Raw genomic sequence first — 18,754 nt, 5'->3', positions numbered from 1 at the left:
ACAGCTGGGCGACGTCGCCGATAAAGTCCAGTATCCAAGTGCGGTAGTTGAATACGCTCGAAATATCGATACGGTCGCGTACGAGCATGATATTGCTTGGTTCGCCGATGAAATTATGTATTTTCCCCAGCATGTTCTCGAGGAGAAAGGCGTGATCGACCAGCGCCACCTGTCCGGCCGGGAGTAGCGAATTAGGCGTGCTGATTACGTTGTTTGTTTCGTCAATGATCACACGCTCATGGAAGGCGAGTACTGCTTCCTGGTTCGCGCGCAGTGCGCTGACGAGCGTCTCGACCGAGGCCGGCATCAGCAAATCGTCGTCAAAAAGCCATTTCACATACTGGCCGCTTGCATGTTCCCACAGCGCGCGCGCATTGCGCGTACCTTTTTGGAAGCCGTGATGAAAGTATCGTATCCGGGGATCGTTGACGCCTTTCACGATGGACTCAAGTGCAGCATTGGGGGTATCGTCACCAACGAGTATTTCGATGTCTGTGAAAGTTTGGTTCTGTGCGCTAATGATCGCCTGAAGGAGATATTCGGCTTTGTAAGCGGGAATCAGAATGCTGACAGTTGGCATTGAAGCGGTCTTTCCAGGGGAGGGCTCGATCGAGAGTTTGTATCGTCGTTAGCGAATGGAGCAAGGTTAGTCGTACAGGATCGGGCTCAATCGGGGAAACAGACTCTCGTTTTGATGCTATTTTGGCGTTTTGCAGCTGTCAGATGAAAACTTGATAGACATTAACGAATGCGCAGTCTTCCGAGTAGCCTCTTTTGAAGAAATTAATGTTGAAGGCTCTGTCTATCATCATTCTTACATTCGTCTGATTTAGCGAAACGCTGGCACCGAAAAAACGGTTCATTACATATCTAGTTTGCCCGCTCTCCTTAGCGCGCCTTATTGCATCGTAAACGATGTAATGCCCCACGTTTTTCCCTCGCATGACTTCGCGGGAGCCGGCAAGTGCATAGTAGGCGATGCCATTGTCATAGGTCGTTACCGACATGCCATAAGGCGTGCCGTCGGCAGTCTTCGCAATCGCTACTTCGCCCTGTCCGTTAGCGCACATCAATATGGGGTGGTAAAACAGATCCTGCGTCATGCCGTCAGTATATTTAGTGATCAGCTCCTGGTGTAAATCCTGGATGACGCTGAAGAAATAAGCTGACGTTTCATTGGTGATCTGATTGCCGGTGAAGTAATCGATAGTGAGGTTCTTCGCGCACCAATTAATATTCGACTTATACGACTTGCGCACGTTGGAAAAAATTTGCTCTTGCTCTACTCGGAGATCAACGTAGGGGCTATCCCATATTTCGGCAGAGTAAGAGCGTGCCCTCTTGATGATTTGCTTATATAAAGCGAAGTTTTCTTCGGGCTTCTCCATGATCGTGAAACTGTCGATGCCAAAGCTTCTGGATAGATGCCTGAGATAGCTGACGATGACCTTATACGTATCGTCGCGATTCACGGATGCATCCGCGAAGAATACCTCGATAGGCATGCAGCCTGAAGACGGATGATTAGTCACCCAAGAGGCAATATGAGTCGTATTGATGACAACGGGAACGGTCGCCACGATGCATCCGTTAAAGCAAACATGGAAGGATGCATTATCGATTCCTGCCGGTTTCTCCAGATTGTCTAGGCCCGGTGTCCCCGCCAGTCCGCCGAATCTGGCGCCCGGATGCCAGAAATTGACATATACGTTGCCGTCGATTTCCGCGAGTCGCTTGAACTGACTCTCATTGCGGTCGATAGGAACAATCGTCCATCTGTCCGGCATCTCAGGCATTGGCAGATCTTGTTCCAATAATCCCGAAATCCGATGTGCGATGTCGCGTATTTGCGTACCGAATTCTCTTTCAGCGCGACGTAAAACACCGATTTCATCGATCAGGCGATTGCATTCGTGGAGAATGTTGGCGATATTTAGATAAGTCCCTAATCTGATCACCAGGTTCGTTTGTGTTTTCAGCTCTTTTACCGGCAGGCAACCGGCAATGCCATTTTTATCCAGATCCTGAAGGGAAAGTTTTGTGGCAATGGATATCGCTTCGCCATTCGCAGTTATTTCAATGGAGGATTGTTTAAGAATTTCTTCGTTCATTGCCGAACCTTATTGCGATTGTATGATGTCGGCTACCTGCCGAATGTGATCGATATTCAAGCCTGGATAGATAGGCAGGCATAGGATTTGTTGCGTGATCTCTGTGGCGACGGGCAAGTTTTCCGGAACGGAAGAGGCCAGATTCCGGTACATCGGAAATTCCGAAATCAACGGATAAAAATAGCGTCGGGGAAAGATATTTTGTTCCCGCATTTTGGTATATAACGCATCCCTGCTGATGGGGTAGCCTGGTCGGACAAGGATAGGGAAATAAGAGTAGTTCCAAGCGCTGGTATGTTCGGGCGGCTGCAGGCAATCGATGTGCTTGACTGCGGATAGCAGCGAGCGGTATTGCGCATCGATGGCCTTGCGTTGGGTCAGAATTTCATCCATGTACTGTAATTGCAGCAGGCCCATGGCGGCATTGACTTCGCTCATTTTTCCATTGATGCCTGCCGCGACCACGGTGACTTCATCGACCGTGCCGAAGTTCTTGAGTTGGTCGATGCGCAACTTCATTTCTGCATTGTGGCAAATAATGGCGCCGCCTTCGAACGTGTTGAATACCTTGGTGGCATGAAAGCTGAGGATGGACAGATCGCCGTACGTTAGTACGCTGGACGATTTGTACTGCACTCCAAAGGCATGCGCGGCATCGTAAATAACCTTAAGTTTGTATTTGTCGGCAATTTTCTGGATTGCTTCAACCTTGCATGGATAGCCGTAGCAATGAACCGGCACGATCGCTGTGGTGTGTTCGGTGATGGCGGCTTCTATTTTCGCGGGATCGAGGAGAAGCGTGTCTTTATCGATATCGGCAAACACCGGCTTGATGCCGTTCCAGATCAGGGCATGCGATGTGGCGACGAAAGAATACGGTGAGGTAATCGCTTCCCCGGTGATGCCCAGAGCCTGCAAGGCCGTGATTAATGCCAGGGTACCATTGGAAAACAAGCAGACATATTTGACGCCCAGATAGTCGGCGAGTGCTGCTTCCAGCTGTTGGTGAAACGGGCCGTTGTTGGTTATATGCTTGTTAGCCCAGATCTGCTGCAGGTACGCAACGAATTCTTCCAGCGGGGGGAGGAAAGGCTGAGTGACCGGCACACCGTTAAGTTTGATTGGTAGCATTTTTATGAGAGGTAATTGAGGTGCGATGCATGCGGATAGTCTGGTTCGCAACGTATCAGTACTTCTTGCCGCAACGAGAAAAAATGCTGGAGATAAATTGAATCCGACGTGGCAATGTAAGCAATTTTCAGCGCATTGAGTGTCATTAACTCTTTGCGGTATGGAGAAAACCGGACATGGCTCAATGGCATTGCATTGATATCAAAGGCGGCGACCTTCAGGTCCGATGCCAATGCCAGGATCAGCGAGGCTGTGCGCTCCATCATGAACACTTTCATCGGGACTGGACCTTTGGAGTAGGCCGTCGTGCCGTTAAGTTGCGTGCTCAGGTGGCTTTTTTCCTGTTCGGAGATTTCAAATAGCCTCTCATTAATGGCAAACCAGTGCTGCCAAAATACCGGTTTGGCAATGACGTAATTGCAATAAACTGCGCTGCGGAAATCATTGACCAGCGTTTCCATGTCGATGGACAAATCGATGGAGGCAAAGAATTCTTTCGCGACATTAATCAGGCCTGGATGATGGCGGTTGCCTTGTTCGAAGACATTCAGGTAGCATGCCGCCTCTTGAATCATCGGAGAGAAGGTATACACATCGTTGCCGGGATTATTCTCCATGAACGCTTCAACCTGTTGGGCGCTCAAGTGGGTCTTGTGTTTGAATGCGGGCGACAAGAAACCGTAATATTCATCCTCATTGAGGACGTTGTTGAGGAAATAATCGCGTATGCCCCAGTATTCCCTCCAATCGGCGCGCGGATTACCGACGATCTCAAGCGGAGTGAAGCCAGGATCCAGCATCTTTTGGCTGGCCTCATCGTAGTAGATTTGCAGGATATTTTTTTTCATTTTTTAACACGCGATCAAGAGGGAGCGCTCCGCCTGAGGAGTGTGCGAGGCTGCTTCTTAATAGATGAATCGATGGATCTGTGGCCGGCAAGCCGCAATAAAAGAGAGATTAAATTTTAGGCACTACCTGATAGCGTTTAAAAAAAGTAGTGCATTTTTCTTGGGGCTATATCTGCTTTGCAGATCGTTCGCGATCGATGCAATATCGAACGACCCATGGTCTCGCTCGGCATCTACATTGCGCAACAATTCAACCAATTCGTGCCCATTGGCATACATGAGGGATTCTAAATTATAGTGATTCATAATTTCCTCATAATGCTTGGTTTTTGACACCAACGGGATCATTCCTCTCACCAGACTTGTAATGAGTTTGTTTGGAGATTTGACATATGAATTGATATGGCCGTCAAACACGAAATGGCTCAATAATGAGTAGCCGTAATGTTGCGTAACTTCATAAAAGGTTTTGTCTTGAAAGGGAATGTGCGGAATTCCTTCCAATATATTGACTGAAGTAACAAAGCCGAATTGATGTTTTGGTACTCTGCTTCGCTCCAATGCCTGATTGAAAATGTATTTGAATGACTTGTCAAAAGACTCTGGATAACCGAACCAGCATATCTGGTTTGTTCTTTTAACAGGCAACTCGACCCGGCCCTCAGGCATCGATATGGAATCAACCGACTCCGGCACGACAATGACATCTGTCCAGACTGCGGACTGTAATATTTCTTTATGCAATAAAGTCGGCATCACAAATAAATCAGCAATTTGAGATATCGCTACATATCGATCCAAGTTGTATATATCTGAACCAAGGCAAATTACCTTGCAGCCCATTTGTTTTCTTATTTCCTGCGCGTTCAAAAGCGCATCGGTATCATCGTAGCTGACAATCAAATATTTCGGTTTTTGAATGGTGATGGCGGCACCAGGAAAATAGATTAACTGTTCAACAGATTGGTTTAACTCCTTCAATCCTGAGATCAATGGGTCTGACTGGACTCTGGCCAGTGCATTTTCTCTTCCGTATGATCTGATGAGTAAAAAATCATTTTGCATAGATAAAATTTTCTTGTATTCGAATGTGACGTATGAGGTAAAGAAAACCTGAGCGAATGTATGAGCGCCTACGTTTTTCTAATGACGATTTTTGGCTTTTTCCATTTCGAATAATTCCGTAAGGCATTGATCGACAGCCTCATGCCAGAGCGGCAAAGCGATGTTAAATTTTTCTCGTATCTTGTTTGTGTTCAGCCTGGAATTCGCCGGTCGTCGGGCTGCGGAAGGATGGCCCGATGTGGCGACTTCTAAAATGGCATTCGTTTTCAAGCTGAGCTGAAAGTCGAGGGCGGCCAATTGGCGCACAATATGCTGTGCGTAGCCGTGCCATGAGGTTTCTCCATCTGCCGTCAAATGATAGATCCCCGTATTTTCCCGAAGATAGGCGGTCAAGGATATATTTTCCGGACGTTGCCGCAAACATTGCTGCAGTGTTTGGCTAATGGTTTTCGTCCAGGTGGGTGCTCCGATTTGGTCTGCAACTACATGAAGACTCTCGCGTTCTTGTGCAAGTCGGACGATAGTTTTCAAGAAGTTGCTGCCATGCGCGCCATATACCCAGCTGGTTCGGAAAATCCAGTAAGCATCGGATTGTTCCGCTATCGCTTGTTCCCCTTCAAGCTTCGTCTTTCCGTAGATGTTGGAGGGGTAAGGTTGATCGCGTTCGGTGTAGGGCGCGGTCTTCTCTCCGTCGAAAACATAGTCGGTAGAAAAGTGTATGAAGCCGGCATCGAGAGCTTGCGCTTCTTGCGCAAGGATCATGGGCGCTTCGGCATTAATCCTGGTCGCCAGAGAAACTTCGCTTTCTGCTTTGTCGACAGCAGTATAGGCGGCGGGATTAATGATCAGATCGGGCCGGATCGCACGTATGAAACTGCGTATTTGATCCGGTTGCATCAGATCCATTTCGGTATGTGATGGGCAAATGACTTGCCCAAGAAACTGCATATCCTGTGCAAGGACATGTCCAAGCTGACCTGTTTGACCGGTGAGCAGTATCTTCAATCGAATATCTCCGCCTGACTCAGCAGTTTTCCTTTTTTATCTTTCGGGGACATGACCGGCATTTCTGATAATCCCCACTCAATGCCGATGGCGGGATCATTCCACAGAATGCAGCGTTCATGTTCTGCCATCCAGTAGTCCGTCGTCTTGTAGAGAAATTCGGCGTATTCGCCGAGTACCAGAAATCCGTGTGCAAAACCAGCGGGGACCCACATCTGGCGCTTGTTTTCCGCCGATAGCACCGTGCTGGTCCAGTGACCGAATGTCGGCGAATGTTTGCGGATGTCGACAGCGACGTCGAGCACTTCGCCAGCAGTGACGCGCACCAGTTTTCCTTGCGGATGCTGGGTCTGGTAATGCAATCCGCGCAATACGTTATGCGTGGAGCGAGAATGATTGTCTTGCACGAAATTAGCGGTGATGCCCGTCAATTCCGCAAAGCGGCGGGTGTTGAAGCTTTCGAAGAAAAAGCCGCGTGCGTCGCCGAATACGGTGGGTTCGACAATCAGGACGTCGGGAATCGCGGTGGGAATAATTTTCATGTCGAGATTTCAGTAACTCATATCGGTCAGCAGTTGCAGCAGGTACTGACCATAGGCATTTTTCTTGAGAGGCGCGGCCAGGTTTTCGAGTTGCGCCGCATCGATATAGCCACGGCGGTAGGCGATTTCTTCCGGGCAAGCAACTTTCAGTCCCTGGCGTTTTTCAATGGTCGCGATGAATTGCCCGGCTTCCAGCAGCGACTCATGGGTGCCGGTGTCGAGCCAGGCGATGCCGCGTCCCATCAGTTCGACTTGCAACTGGTTGCGGCCCAGGTAGGTGCTGTTGACGTCGGTGATTTCGAGTTCGCCGCGCGCCGAAGGCCGGATGCCGTCGGCGATGTCGCACACCTGGTCGTCATAAAAATACAGGCCGGTGACGGCGTAGTTCGATTTCGGCTGCGGCGGTTTTTCCACGATGCTGACCGCGCGGCGACTCTGGTCGAATTCAACCACGCCGTAACGTTCCGGGTCATTGACGTGGTAAGCGAAAATCGTTGCCCCTTCGGTTGTCGTCGAAGCGGCGCGCAGTTGCGTTTCGAATTCGCGGCCGTAAAAGATGTTGTCGCCGAGGATCAGCGCCGAGGGCGCGCCGTCGATGAACTTGCGGCCGATGATGAAGGCTTGCGCCAAGCCGTCCGGCGAGGGTTGCACGGCGTAGGTGAGATTCAAGCCCCACTGGTGGCCGTCGCCCAGCAGCTCGGCAAAGCGCGGCGTGTCCTGCGGCGTCGAGATGATCAGGATGTCGCGGATGCCCGCCAGCATCAGGCTGGTCAGGGGGTAATACACCATCGGCTTGTCGTAGATCGGCATGAGCTGCTTGGAGAGCACCGTGGTCGCCGGATACAGGCGCGTACCCGAGCCGCCGGCCAGGATGATGCCTTTGCGTTCCGGCAGAATGCGCGCTGCTGTCGTCATGATTTTTCCTTGCCGCCGTATTGGAGCTCCAGCCACTTCAGGTAGCCGCCCGAGCGCACGTTGGCGACCCATTGCGGATTGTCGAGATACCAGCGCACGGTCTTGGCGATGCCGGTCTCGAAGGTCTCGGCCGGTTTCCAGCCCAGTTCCCGTTCCAGCTTGCGGGCATCGATGGCGTAGCGCCGGTCATGGCCGGGGCGGTCCTGCACGAAGGTGATCTGGTCGCGATAGCTGCCGGCGGCCTTGGGCTTGAGTTCGTCGAGCATGTCGCACAGCGTGCGCACGACGTCGAGGTTGGCTTTTTCGTTCCAGCCGCCGATGTTGTAGGTTTCTCCCGGCACGCCGCGCGCCAGCACTTCGCGGATGGCGGTGCAGTGATCGCCGACGAACAGCCAGTCACGGATTTGCTGGCCGTCGCCGTAGATCGGCAGCGGCTTGCCGTCGAGCGCGTTGAGGATGACCAGCGGGATCAGCTTTTCAGGGAAATGGTAGGGCCCATAATTGTTGGAACAATTGGTGGTCAGCGTCGGCAGGCCATAGGTGTGGTGATAAGCGCGCACCAGATGGTCCGAGGCGGCCTTGGACGCCGAATAGGGGCTGTTGGGCGCGTACGGCGTGGTTTCGCTGAATGGCGCGTCGTCGGAGCCGAGGGTTCCGTAGACTTCATCGGTCGAGACGTGCAGGAAGCGGAATTCCTGTCGTTGCTGCGCTTCCAGGTCGGACCAGTAGTGGCGCGCCACTTCCAGCAGGTTGAAGGTGCCGTTGACGTTGGTATGGATGAACTCGCCGGGGCTGTGAATGGAGCGGTCGACATGGCTTTCCGCGGCGAAATGCAGGATCGCACGCGGCCGATGCCGGCTGAACAGCTCCGCAATCTTTGCGTGGTCGGCGACGTCGGCCTGCACGAAGTGATAGCGCGCGTCGCCGTCCAGGCTGCCCAGGTTGTAGGGATTGCCGGCGTAGGTCAGCTTGTCGATGTTGAGCACATGCTCATCATGACGCGACAAATAATCGAGGATGAAATTGCTGCCGATGAAGCCGGCGCCGCCGGTCACGAAAATCATGTGTTGTTGTTTCCGTTGTCAGTGTTAGATGCGAAAGCCGTCGGGATTTGCCTGTTGCCAGCGCCAGCTGTCGGCGCACATGGTTTCCAGGGAGCGCGTCGCTTTCCAGCCCAACAGCGACTTTGCCAGCGTGACGTCGGCATAGTATGCGGGAAGATCGCCGGCGCGGCGCGGTCCGATTTCATAGGGGATGCTCTTGCCGCAGGCCTGTTCGAAGGCCTTGACGACCTCGAGCACGCTGTGGCCGCGGCCGCTGCCGAGATTCACGGCGAAGCATTGCGGTTGCCGCAGATGTTCCAGCGCCTTGACGTGGCCGACGGCGAGGTCTTCCACATGGATATAGTCGCGCACGCCGGTGCCGTCGTGAGTGTCGTAGTCGCCGCCCCAGATCTGTAATCTGTCGCGTTTGCCTATCGCCACCTGGGTGACGAAGGGCATCAGGTTGTTCGGCACGCCTTGCGGGTCCTCGCCGATCAGGCCGCTGTGGTGCGCGCCGACCGGATTGAAGTAGCGCAGCAGGGCAATGCGCGAGTCCGGCTGGGCGACATGGTAATCGCGCAGGATATCTTCGACCATGAGCTTGCCGCGCCCGTAGGGACTGGTCGAGGACAGCGGATGATCTTCGGTATAGGGTAGAAATTGCGGCACGCCATACACCGTGGCGGAGGAACTGAACACGATGGTCTTCACGCCGGTGGCTTGCATGGCTTCCAGCAGGCGGACCGTGCCGACGACGTTGTTGTCGTAATACTCCAGGGGTTTGGCAACGGATTCACCGACTGCTTTCAGACCTGCAAAATGAATGACCGCATCGCATTCGTAGCTGCGCAACGCTTTTTCCAATGCTTCGCGGTCGCGAATGTCCCCCTCCACCAGCGCTAGCGTTTTACCGGTAATTTTTTCAACGCGCCGTACCGATTCGGGAAAGCTGTTGCAAAAATTATCGAAAACGACGACCTGATGCCCTGCCTTGAGCAACTCCACGCAAGTATGTGAACCGATATAACCTGCACCGCCTGTGACGAGAATGTTCATCTGAATTTCGACCTGATTGATGTAGCCGGAGATTATGTCAGATTCTGGTAAAACTCAATCTGGCTTTCGCTCAGCGTCCGCAGGTCTTCGTTATTGATATAGCCGCCGTACCACTGCGCGGTCAATTCCAGCGCGGTGTACAGTTCCATCTTCGGAACCCAGTCCAGCCGTTGGCGCGCCTTGGAAATGTCGAGGCGCAGGAAAGCGGCTTCATGCGGTGCGCCGGCCTGGCTTTCCAGGCGTACCTCCACCGGCGCCACGTCGTTCTTCTGCAGCGAATGGTTGAACGTCGCGCACAGCTGGCTGACGGTCTGCAGGTCGGTGTCGGCCGGACCGAAGTTCCAGCCTTCGGCGAATTGCTGGCCCGATTCATATAATTTCTGCGCCACCTGCAGGTAGCCCGACAAGGGCTCCAGCACGAACTGCCATGGACGGATCGCGTGCGGGTTGCGGATGCTGACGGCTTCTTCCTTTTCCAGCGCACGGATGAAATCCGGGATCAGGCGGTCGCCGGCGAAGTCGCCGCCGCCGATGACGTTGCCGGCGCGGACGGTGGCAATCGCTGCGTGGGCGTCGGCGTTATGCTGGAAGTAGGAACGGCGATACGCCGAGGTCACCAGTTCCGCAGCACCCTTGCTGCTGCTGTACGGATCGTGGCCGCCCATCGGGTCGTCTTCGCGATAGCCCCACAGCCATTCGCGGTTTTCATAACATTTGTCGCTGGTCACCACGATTACCGAGCGCACGCTCGGCGTATGACGTACGGCTTCCAGCAGATGGGCGGTGCCCATCACGTTGATGGCAAAGGTGTCGATCGGCGTGTTGTAGGAGTCGCGCACCAGCGGTTGCGCCGCCAGGTGGAACACCACGTCCGGCTGCACGGCCGCCATGGTGTCGCTCAAATGCCTGAGGTCGCGCACGTCGCCGGTGGTGGTCTGGACGCAATTCTGGAGTCGCGCCAGATGGAACAGGCTCGGATTGGTCGGCGCCGGCAGCGAATAGCCGTAGACCTTGGCGCCCCAACGGTGCAACCACAAGGTCAGCCAGCTACCCTTGAAGCCGGTATGGCCGGTGATGAATACGCGCTTGTCGCGCCAGAATTGTGCTGCCATCAAACTTCCTCATGCACGAAATAAGCAGTGTCGGCATGGGCAGAGGTGCGGATGGTGGTTCCATCTCGGTGGCGGAAGGGGTTGATCACCAACTCCTTTCTCAGGCCCCTGCGGCTGTCGCGACTTTCTTGATTTAATTGATATTGTGATCCTGCTGCGTATTGCTCAGGAGTACTGAAAATTACGCAGATGACGGTCAAATTAAATCATGGGGGGCAACGGCTTCAAGCGATGATCAGGAGGGTATTTGGCATCCAATCCGTGCAAATATGGACTTTGAAATAATTTTTTACGCATAACTGCACGCAAGGTGCGTCGTTATGCTTAACCGATATTTACTTTGCAAGTTAATCGTCGACGTGCAGCTTGATCACATTCTGCCCGGCAGGCGCGCCGGTCGCACATGGATCTTCATCGAACGCGATGTCGCCGTTGGCGTCAGCTTCACCGGTCGCCTTGAGGTTGGCGAAGTCGAACAGCTTGCGGTCCATCAGATGCGAAGGCGCCACAGTCGAGAATGAAGCGAAGATATTGTCGACGCGGCCCGGGAATTTCTTCTCCCATTCACGCATGAGCCCCTTGATCTGCTTGCGTTGCAGGTTCTCCTGGCTGCCGCACAGGTCGCACGGAATGATCGGGAATTCCTTGACCTCGGCGTAGCGGGTGAGATCGGCTTCCTTCACATACGCAAGCGGACGGATGACGATCTGCTTGCCGTCGTCGGACTGCAACTTGGGTGGCATACCCTTGAGTTTGCCGCCGAAGAACATGTTCAGGAAAAAGGTTTCAAGGATGTCGTCGCGATGATGCCCCAAGGCAATTTTTGTGGCGCCCAGTTCTGTTGCAACGCGGTACAGGATGCCGCGGCGTAAACGCGAACACAGCGCGCAGGTGGTCTTGCCCTCCGGGACCACGCGCTTGACGATGCTGTAGGTGTCCTGGTTTTCGATGTGGTACGCCACGCCCAGTTTTTCCAGGTAGGCGGGCAGGATATCGGCCGGGAAGTTCGGCTGCTTCTGGTCCAGGTTCACCGCGATGATGTCGAAGTGGATTGGCGCGCGCTCGCGCAGCGTCAGCAGGATGTCGAGCAGCGCGTAGCTGTCCTTGCCTCCAGACAGGCAGACCATCACCTTGTCGCCGTCCTCGATCATGTTGTAGTCGCCGATGGCCTGGCCGGTCAGGCGGCACAGGCGCTTGTGCAGCTTGTTGTTTTCGTAGGCGAGTTTTTCCGCCTGCTTGACCGAGGGGATGGCCTCGGCAGGAGCGGCGCTGTCGGCGAGTTTGGCGTGTTCGAGCAGATCGTTCATCTTGGGTCCTGCAAATAGAGGGTTCAGAGCGCTTCTTTGACGCGGAAGACTTCCACGCCGACGGAGTCGCAATCGGGATAGACGTCCGGCTTTTCGGTGGAAACGCGGACGGCGCGCACCTTGGGATGCGCCAGCATGGCCTTGACGACGTCGTCGCACAAGGTTTCCTGCAAATGGATATGGCCCTGCGCCATGCGCTTGGCGATGGTGCTGCGGATGAAGTCGTAGTCGACCACTTCCTGCAGCTGGTCGTGTTCCGGCGTCGACATGGCCAGCGGGATGAAGAGGTCGACATTGATGAGGATGCGCTGCTCGCCCTTTTTCTCGAATTCGTGCACGCCGATGTTGATCAGCACTTCATAGTTGCGCAGGAACAGGCGGCGGCAATCGTTCAGTTCGGGATGGGAAAGAGAAAACATGGAATCCAGACAAGAGATAAATGAATAAAAAACGAAACGCCTATTTGGCGAGGAACATCACGTCGCGTTGCAGCGGCACCAGGTGCTGGCCGCCGTCGACCAGGATCGTCGTGCCGGTGATCGCCTGCGCGGTGGCAACGAAGCAGACCGCGGCAGCGACGTCGCCTGCGCCAGCAAGGTGGTGGCGCTTTGCAGCGCGGCCTTGGACAGCGTGTAAGACAGGAAATCGGGATTGGGATTGTACAGCTTCTGGTCGAGCAGGTTGACGACCACGGCCTGGCGGCCCGGCGGCGTGGCGTCGTACAAGGCCTGCGCCAGCAATACGGGGGCGGCGACATTGGCGCGCATGTGGGCGTCCAGCGCGTCCATCGAAAAGCTCTCGGCCCGGTCTTCGCGGAACAGCGAAGCGTTGTTCACCACGCACGCCACCGGTCCCAGCCGCCCGGCCTGGCGCACCAGCGTGCGCACGCCGGCCTCGTCGGCCAGTTCGCATTGCAGCGCGATGGCGCGCCGGCCCAGCGCGGCTATTTCGGCCACCAGCGCTTGCGCCTCGGCTGCCGATTTGCCGTAATGCACGGCGATGTCCCAGCCGTCGCGCGCCAGTGCGAGCGCGATCGTGCGGCCGATACGCTTGGCGGCGCCGGTGACGAGGGCAACTTGTTGTCGAGACGGAATCATGATGTTCATTTCGTGATGGGGCCGGGAATGGAGCGCGCAATGACAGCGGGAGCCAATTGCGAAGGCAGGGGCGGATTCAAATACAATACGCCCCATCATGCAACTGCAACTACCCGAACCTTCCGCCGACGCGCTTGCCGCTTCCCGCTCTCTCCAGCTCCTGATCGCCGACGACATCCGGCGCAATGGCGGCTGGATTTCGTTTGCGCGCTACATGGAACTGGTGCTGTACGCGCCTGCACTGGGCTATTACAGCGGCGGTGCGGCCAAATTGGGCAAAGACGGTGATTTTACAACCGCACCGGAAATTTCGCCGCTTTTCGGCGCTACTTTGGCGCATTTGGCGACAGAATTGTTTCCGCAGACCGGCGCGGCCATCATGGAATTCGGCGCCGGCACAGGCAAACTGGCGTTCGATATCCTGAGCGAACTGCGTGCAGCCGGCAAGTTGCCGGAGCACTATTACATCGTTGAAATCTCGTCGCAATTGCGCGCGCGGCAACAGGAAAAGCTGCGCGACTTCCCGCAGGTGCAATGGCTGGACAGCCTGCCGGCGACGTTTTCCGGCGTCGTGATCGGCAACGAGGTGCTCGACGCCATGCCGGTGCAACTGGTGGTGCGTAGCGAACAGGGATGGCTGGAGCGCGGCGTGGCGCTCGATGATGCGGGCGCTTTCACGTTCGCCGACCGCGCCGACCGTGCCGACGCCGCCGCTATTCTGGCAGCGCAGATCCCCGACGGCGACGCGCTGCCGGTCGGTTATCTGACTGAAGTCCATCCCATCGGCGCCGCGTTCATGCAATCGCTGGCGGCAATGTTGCAACGGGGAAATTCCGCGGCGCTGCTGATCGATTACGGCTTCCCGGCGGCGGAATACTATTTCCCCGGACGCGCGCAGGGCACGCTGATGTGCCACTACCGCCATCATGCGCACGCCGATCCGTTTTACCTGCCGGGTTTGCAGGACGTCACCGCGCACGTTGACTTCACGGCAATGGCGCGTGCGGCGATCGAAGGCGGGCTGGACGTGCTGGGCTACGCCAGCCAGGCGGGATTCCTGCTCAGCGCCGGCATCGGCGAGCTGTTGCTGCGCACGTCGCCGGAACAAAGCGCACAATATCTGCCGCAATCCAATGCGGTGCAAAAGTTGATCTCGCCCGCTGAAATGGGCGAGCTGTTCAAAGTGCTCGTCGTGGGCAAGAACGTCGACTGGCCCGGGCGTCTTTTGACGCATGACCGTACCCATCGCCTTTAAACAGAGATAGCAGAGAGTTCATATGATTCGTTGGGTCGTCGTCATCTTCATCGCCGTCGTCGTGTTTTCCAGCTTGTTGCCGTGGCTGGAAAAGCTCGGCATCGGCCGTCTGCCGGGAGACTTGCGCTTCAAATTGTTCGGGCGCCTGTTTTCGCTGCCGTTTGCATCGACCATCCTGATCTCGGCGGTGGTGTTTTTGCTGGCGCGCTTCCTGTAGGAGACCATCATGCGCATCCTCCTGGTCGAAGACGATCTGATGGTGGGTGAAGCGGCGCGCAAGGGTTTGCGCCAGGACGGTTTCGCGGTCGACTGGGTGCAGGACGGCGCCGCAGCGGCGCTGGCATTGCGCCAGGAGGATTACGCGCTGGTGCTGCTCGACCTCGGGCTGCCGCAAAAGAACGGCCTGGCCGTATTGCAGGAATTGCGCGCGGCCGGCAACAAGGTGCCGGTGCTGATTACCACCGCGCGCGACGCCGTCGCCGATCGCGTCGCCGGGCTGGATGCCGGCGCCGATGACTACCTGATCAAGCCTTATGACCTGGAAGAACTCTCGGCGCGCATGCGCGCCCTCTCGCGCCGCCAGGCGGGGCGCGCCGAGAGCCTGGTGCAGGTGCGCGAAGTGATCTTGAATCCAGCGACCCATGAAGTGACGGTCAGTGGCAAGCCGGTCAACCTGTCGGCGCGCGAATTCACCTTGTTGCAGGCCTTTCTGGATCGCCCGGGCGTGGTGTTGTCGCGCGCCCAGCTGGAAGAAAAACTCTACGGCTGGGATGACGGCGTCGACAGCAATGCGATCGAAGTTCACATCCACGCCTTGCGCAAGAAGCTCGGCAGCGACTTCATCAAGAACGTGCGCGGAATCGGTTATCTGGTGCCCAAATGAACTCCATTCGACGACAACTATTGCTGTGGCTGGCGCTCGGCCTGAGCGCCGGCATCCTGCTGGCCGGCATCGCGCTGTACTTCCAGGCGCGCGGCGAAGCCAACGAAATCTTCGATTACCAGATGCGCCAGATCGCCGCGTCGCTGCCGCGCCAGGCCTTTGCACCGATTGCCCCGGGCCAGGACGCGCCCGGTCTGGATGATGAAATCATGATGCAGATCTGGGACAGCACCGGCACCGTGATTTACCACTCGCACTCGCGCAGCGTGATGCCGCAGCAGGCCGAGCTCGGTTTCGCCGATGTCCCGGGACCGGGCGGCATGTGGCGCGTCTACAGCGCGCAGATCGGCAATACCGTGGCGCAGGTGTCGCAGCCGCAGAGCGCGCGCAAGCAGGTGGCGGCGCAGGCGGCGGTGAAGACCGTGATGCCCTTGCTGTTGCTGTTCCCGCTCATCGGCGTGCTCTCGTGGGTGGCGGTCAGCCGTGGGCTGGCGCCGGTGCGCAAGGCGGCCGCCGAGGTGGCCGCGCGCGACATGAATTCGCTGCAGCCGCTGGCCGATGTGGGCATGCCGCAGGAAATCCAGCCGCTCACGCACGCCTTGAACGATCTGCTGGCGCGGCTCAAGCACGCCACCGAGACCCAGCGCGCCTTCGTTGCCGATGCCGCCCACGAATTGCGCACGCCCCTCACCGCCCTGCGCTTGCAGACGCAGCTGGCCGAGCGCGCTGTCGATGAGGAGGAGCGCCGCGCCGCCTTCGCCGATCTCAAGAACGGGCTGGAACGGACTACCCATCTGGTCCACCAGCTGCTCACGCTGGCCCGGCAAGAGCCCGATGCCATGAGCTTCACGCAAGTCGATCTGCGCGCCTTGCTGGGGAGCGTGGTGGGCGACCTGTCCTCGGTGGCCGAGCATGGCGGCATCGACCTGGGGTTGTCGGACCAGGGCGACGATGGCCGGCCCTTGCGCGTGACAGGCAATGCCGATGCCTTGCGCATCCTGTTCGGCAACCTGCTGTCGAATGCGCTGCAGTATAGTCCGGCCGACAGCACCGTCGATGTCGCCATGCGCAGCGACGGCGACGCATTGGTCGTCACCGTGGAAGATCGCGGCCCGGGCATTCCCGAGCAGGACCTGGAACGCGTGTTCGACCGCTTCCACCGCGCCGCCAATGTGCCGCCGTCGCAACCGGGCAGCGGTCTCGGCCTGGCCATCGTGCGCCAGATCGCCGATTTGCACGGCGCACGCGTACGGCTGGAAAATACCGGCACGGGTTTACGTGTTGAGGTCCGTTTTGCCAAAGCCAAGGTGTAACAGTTTGTTTCCTTAAGTCTGCCTTAATTTTCGCGACTTACGATGCATTCCATCGGGTGGAGAGGCCACCCCTATCGCAAGGAGTGCATCATGAATCGCCGTACCGTTTTCGTTCGCAATACGCTCGCCATCGCACTGGCCGCCGTCGTCGGCGGCAGCTACGTCTATTTTCGCGGCGCCGACCTGCCGTCGGCGCACGCGGCCGCGGTCAACGCCCCGCTGGTGGCGTCCAATTCCGCGCCCGCTGCCCCGGCCGGACCGGTGGTCGCGGCGGCCACCGATTTCTCGGGCATCGTGCAGCGCTATGGTCCGGCCGTGGTCAACATCAGCGTCACCGGCAAGGCGAAGCGCGTGTCCGACGACGCTTCCGACGACGTCGATCCCAACGATCCGTTTTCTGAATTCTTCAAGCGCTTCGGCCCGCAATTCCAGCAACCGCCACGCACGCCGCAGATCATGCGCGGTCTCGGCTCGGGCTTCATCATCAGCCCGGACGGGCTGATCCTGACCAATGCCCACGTGGTCGACGGTGCACAGGAAGTCACCGTCAAGCTGACCGACCGCCGCGAGTTCAAGGCCAAGGTGCTGGGGGCCGACAAGCAGAGCGACATCGCCGTGATCCGCATCGCGGCCAAGGATTTGCCGACCGTGCAGATCGGCAACCCGGCGCTGATGAAGGTCGGCGAACCGGTGCTGGCGATCGGCTCGCCCTACGGTTTCGACAACACCGCCACGGCCGGTATCGTCAGCGCCAAGTCGCGCGCCCTGCCGGACGACAATTACGTGCCGTTCATCCAGACCGACGTCGCCGTCAATCCCGGCAATTCGGGCGGTCCGTTGTTCAACCTGAAGGGCCAGGTAGTCGGCATCAATTCGCAGATCTACAGCCAGACCGGCGGTTATCAGGGGCTGTCGTTTTCAATCCCCATTGATGTCGCGATGAAGGTCGAGCAACAACTGGTCCAGCACGGCAAGGTGACGCGCGGCCGTCTCGGCGTGTCGGTCCAGGAAATCAACCAGGCGCTGGCGGAATCCTTCGGACTGAAGAAATCGGAAGGCGCATTGGTCAGTTCGGTCGAGAAGGGTAGCCCGGCCGAGAAGGCCGGCGTGCAGGCGGGCGACGTGATCCTGCGCTTCAACGGCCAGGCGATTGATCACTCGGTGGATCTGCCGACGCTGGTGGCCGACACCGCGCCGGGAACCACGCAGAAAATCGAGGTGATGCGCAACGGTGCGCTCAAGTCGCTCAACATCACGGTCGGCGAACTGAAGCCAACCAAGGAAGCCGCAGCCAGTCGCAACGAGCCGCAGGGCCGGCTGGGGCTGGCGGTGCGTCCGCTGGACAAGAGCGAACAGCAGCAGATCGGCGTGCACGGCGGCTTGCTGGTGGAAGACGTCAACGGGCCGGCGGCGGTGGCGGGCATCCAGAGCGGCGACGTGATCCTGTCCTTGAACGGCAATGCGGTGACCAGCGTGGAGCAATTGCGCAGCCTGGTGAGCAAGGCCGGCAAGAGCGTGGCGTTGCTGGTGGAGCGCGGCGACGACAAGATCTTCGTGCCGGTGTATTTGAACTAAATCGGTTGGCGTAATAAGAAAAGGCCGGATCGCACTAGCGTCCGGCCTTTTTGCATTTGCGACCTTAATCCCAGCGATGCTTGTCGCCGTCGGTGATGGCGTCGTTGTCGCTGGCGAACATCGCCTCCAGTTCTTCGCGTGCCTGCACGGCCATCGACACCATTTGCTGCTGATCCTTGTAATGCGGATACAGCTTGTGCAGCGTTTCGATATTGTGGGCGCGGAATTTCATTGCCGCGCGGTGCGCGCGATACGCACCGAAATCCAGCTGGCGCAATACCTGGCGACCCATCTGCAGCGCGCTCTCGAAGGTCTCGCGTTCGAGCACGGTGACGCCGCGGTCCATCAGGTCGTACAGGTGCGTGACGTTGCGCGCGCGGGCGGCGATCTTCAGGTGCGGGAAGGCGCGTTGCACGGCTTCCACCAGCTTCAGGCTGGCCGGCGCATCGTCGATGGCGATCACGATCAGGCGCGCCTTGTCGGCGCCCGCGGTGCG

At 57.1% G+C, this 18,754-nt stretch carries 19 protein-coding genes and 1 pseudogene; 5 read left to right on the top strand and 15 right to left on the bottom strand.

What is annotated here, in order from left to right; genetic code table 11:
• The 14 genes and pseudogenes from HLUSI_RS0118095 to HLUSI_RS29410 all read right to left on the bottom strand — a co-directional run.
• On the bottom strand, window positions 1–580 hold a 580-nt coding region (locus HLUSI_RS0118095), incomplete at its 3' end, for a glycosyltransferase family 2 protein (RefSeq protein WP_016835291.1).
• A 139-nt stretch (window positions 581–719) separates the two neighbouring features.
• Complete coding sequence (locus HLUSI_RS0118090; protein WP_016835290.1) at window positions 720–2,111, bottom strand: hypothetical protein; 1,392 nt, start codon at window positions 2,109–2,111, stop codon at window positions 720–722.
• 9 nt (window positions 2,112–2,120) lie between these two features.
• Window positions 2,121–3,242 carry a DegT/DnrJ/EryC1/StrS family aminotransferase gene (locus tag HLUSI_RS0118085; RefSeq protein WP_040503643.1) on the bottom strand — a complete coding sequence of 374 codons (1,122 nt, stop codon included), beginning with the start codon at window positions 3,240–3,242 and terminating at the stop codon, window positions 2,121–2,123.
• A 2-nt stretch (window positions 3,243–3,244) separates the two neighbouring features.
• Window positions 3,245–4,090, bottom strand: coding sequence for a hypothetical protein (locus tag HLUSI_RS0118080; RefSeq protein WP_016835288.1), 846 nt, complete (start codon window positions 4,088–4,090; stop codon window positions 3,245–3,247).
• 123 nt (window positions 4,091–4,213) lie between these two features.
• Window positions 4,214–5,155 carry a hypothetical protein gene (locus tag HLUSI_RS0118075; protein WP_157137909.1) on the bottom strand — a complete coding sequence of 314 codons (942 nt, stop codon included), beginning with the start codon at window positions 5,153–5,155 and terminating at the stop codon, window positions 4,214–4,216.
• A gap of 78 nt (window positions 5,156–5,233) precedes the next feature.
• Window positions 5,234–6,160 carry a dTDP-4-dehydrorhamnose reductase gene (gene rfbD / locus HLUSI_RS29415; protein WP_016835286.1) on the bottom strand — a complete coding sequence of 309 codons (927 nt, stop codon included), beginning with the start codon at window positions 6,158–6,160 and terminating at the stop codon, window positions 5,234–5,236.
• Entirely contained in the window at window positions 6,157–6,702 is a 546-nt protein-coding gene (gene rfbC / locus HLUSI_RS0118065; RefSeq protein WP_016835285.1) for a dTDP-4-dehydrorhamnose 3,5-epimerase, read from the bottom strand. Before rfbC ends, rfbD begins: the two co-directional genes overlap by 4 nt.
• 9 nt (window positions 6,703–6,711) lie before the next feature.
• Window positions 6,712–7,617 carry a glucose-1-phosphate thymidylyltransferase RfbA gene (rfbA, locus tag HLUSI_RS0118060; protein WP_016835284.1) on the bottom strand — a complete coding sequence of 302 codons (906 nt, stop codon included), beginning with the start codon at window positions 7,615–7,617 and terminating at the stop codon, window positions 6,712–6,714.
• A complete protein-coding gene (gene rfbB, locus HLUSI_RS0118055; protein WP_016835283.1) occupies window positions 7,614–8,681 on the bottom strand; it encodes a dTDP-glucose 4,6-dehydratase in 1,068 nt (355 codons plus the stop codon). The genes rfbA and rfbB overlap by 4 nt, the downstream gene beginning before the upstream one ends.
• 24 nt (window positions 8,682–8,705) lie before the next feature.
• A complete protein-coding gene (gene galE, locus HLUSI_RS0118050) occupies window positions 8,706–9,716 on the bottom strand; it encodes a UDP-glucose 4-epimerase GalE (RefSeq protein WP_016835282.1) in 1,011 nt (336 codons plus the stop codon).
• A gap of 32 nt (window positions 9,717–9,748) precedes the next feature.
• Window positions 9,749–10,828 (bottom strand): CDP-glucose 4,6-dehydratase, encoded by a 1,080-nt coding sequence (gene rfbG, locus HLUSI_RS0118045; RefSeq protein WP_016835281.1) that lies wholly within the window; start codon window positions 10,826–10,828, stop codon window positions 9,749–9,751.
• A gap of 347 nt (window positions 10,829–11,175) precedes the next feature.
• Window positions 11,176–12,135 carry a tRNA 2-thiocytidine(32) synthetase TtcA gene (gene ttcA / locus HLUSI_RS0118040; RefSeq protein WP_016835280.1) on the bottom strand — a complete coding sequence of 320 codons (960 nt, stop codon included), beginning with the start codon at window positions 12,133–12,135 and terminating at the stop codon, window positions 11,176–11,178.
• 23 nt (window positions 12,136–12,158) lie between these two features.
• Window positions 12,159–12,554, bottom strand: a complete 396-nt coding sequence (locus HLUSI_RS0118035) for a dihydroneopterin aldolase (protein WP_016835279.1) — start codon at window positions 12,552–12,554, stop codon at window positions 12,159–12,161.
• 40 nt (window positions 12,555–12,594) lie between these two features.
• Window positions 12,595–13,241 (bottom strand): annotated as a pseudogene (locus tag HLUSI_RS29410) (SDR family NAD(P)-dependent oxidoreductase).
• An 88-nt stretch (window positions 13,242–13,329) separates the two neighbouring features.
• On the opposite strand from HLUSI_RS29410, the gene HLUSI_RS0118025 reads away from it, so the two are divergent.
• From HLUSI_RS0118025 to HLUSI_RS0118005, 5 genes are all read left to right on the top strand, one after another.
• The gene (locus tag HLUSI_RS0118025) at window positions 13,330–14,487 is read left to right on the top strand and encodes a class I SAM-dependent methyltransferase (protein WP_016835278.1); all 1,158 of its coding nucleotides are present in this window, start codon (window positions 13,330–13,332) and stop codon (window positions 14,485–14,487) included.
• 22 nt (window positions 14,488–14,509) lie between these two features.
• On the top strand, window positions 14,510–14,704 hold the full coding sequence (locus HLUSI_RS0118020) for a DUF2905 domain-containing protein (protein ID WP_016835277.1): 195 nt from the start codon (window positions 14,510–14,512) through the stop codon (window positions 14,702–14,704).
• A gap of 9 nt (window positions 14,705–14,713) precedes the next feature.
• Window positions 14,714–15,370, top strand: a complete 657-nt coding sequence (locus HLUSI_RS0118015) for a response regulator (protein WP_016835276.1) — start codon at window positions 14,714–14,716, stop codon at window positions 15,368–15,370.
• Window positions 15,367–16,683 (top strand): ATP-binding protein, encoded by a 1,317-nt coding sequence (locus HLUSI_RS0118010; protein WP_029363729.1) that lies wholly within the window; start codon window positions 15,367–15,369, stop codon window positions 16,681–16,683. Before HLUSI_RS0118015 ends, HLUSI_RS0118010 begins: the two co-directional genes overlap by 4 nt.
• 90 nt (window positions 16,684–16,773) lie before the next feature.
• Window positions 16,774–18,258, top strand: a complete 1,485-nt coding sequence (locus HLUSI_RS0118005; protein ID WP_016835274.1) for a DegQ family serine endoprotease — start codon at window positions 16,774–16,776, stop codon at window positions 18,256–18,258.
• A 64-nt stretch (window positions 18,259–18,322) separates the two neighbouring features.
• On the opposite strand, the gene HLUSI_RS29405 is transcribed toward HLUSI_RS0118005, so the two are convergent.
• Window positions 18,323–18,754 (bottom strand): NAD-binding protein (locus tag HLUSI_RS29405; RefSeq protein WP_040503642.1); only part of this gene is annotated, 432 nt, incomplete at its 5' end.

This window comes from Herbaspirillum lusitanum P6-12, assembly GCF_000256565.1.
In the GTDB taxonomy this organism is placed as follows: Bacteria; Pseudomonadota; Gammaproteobacteria; order Burkholderiales; family Burkholderiaceae_D; genus Herbaspirillum; species Herbaspirillum lusitanum.
This window is presented reverse-complemented; position numbering and strand designations above follow the sequence as displayed.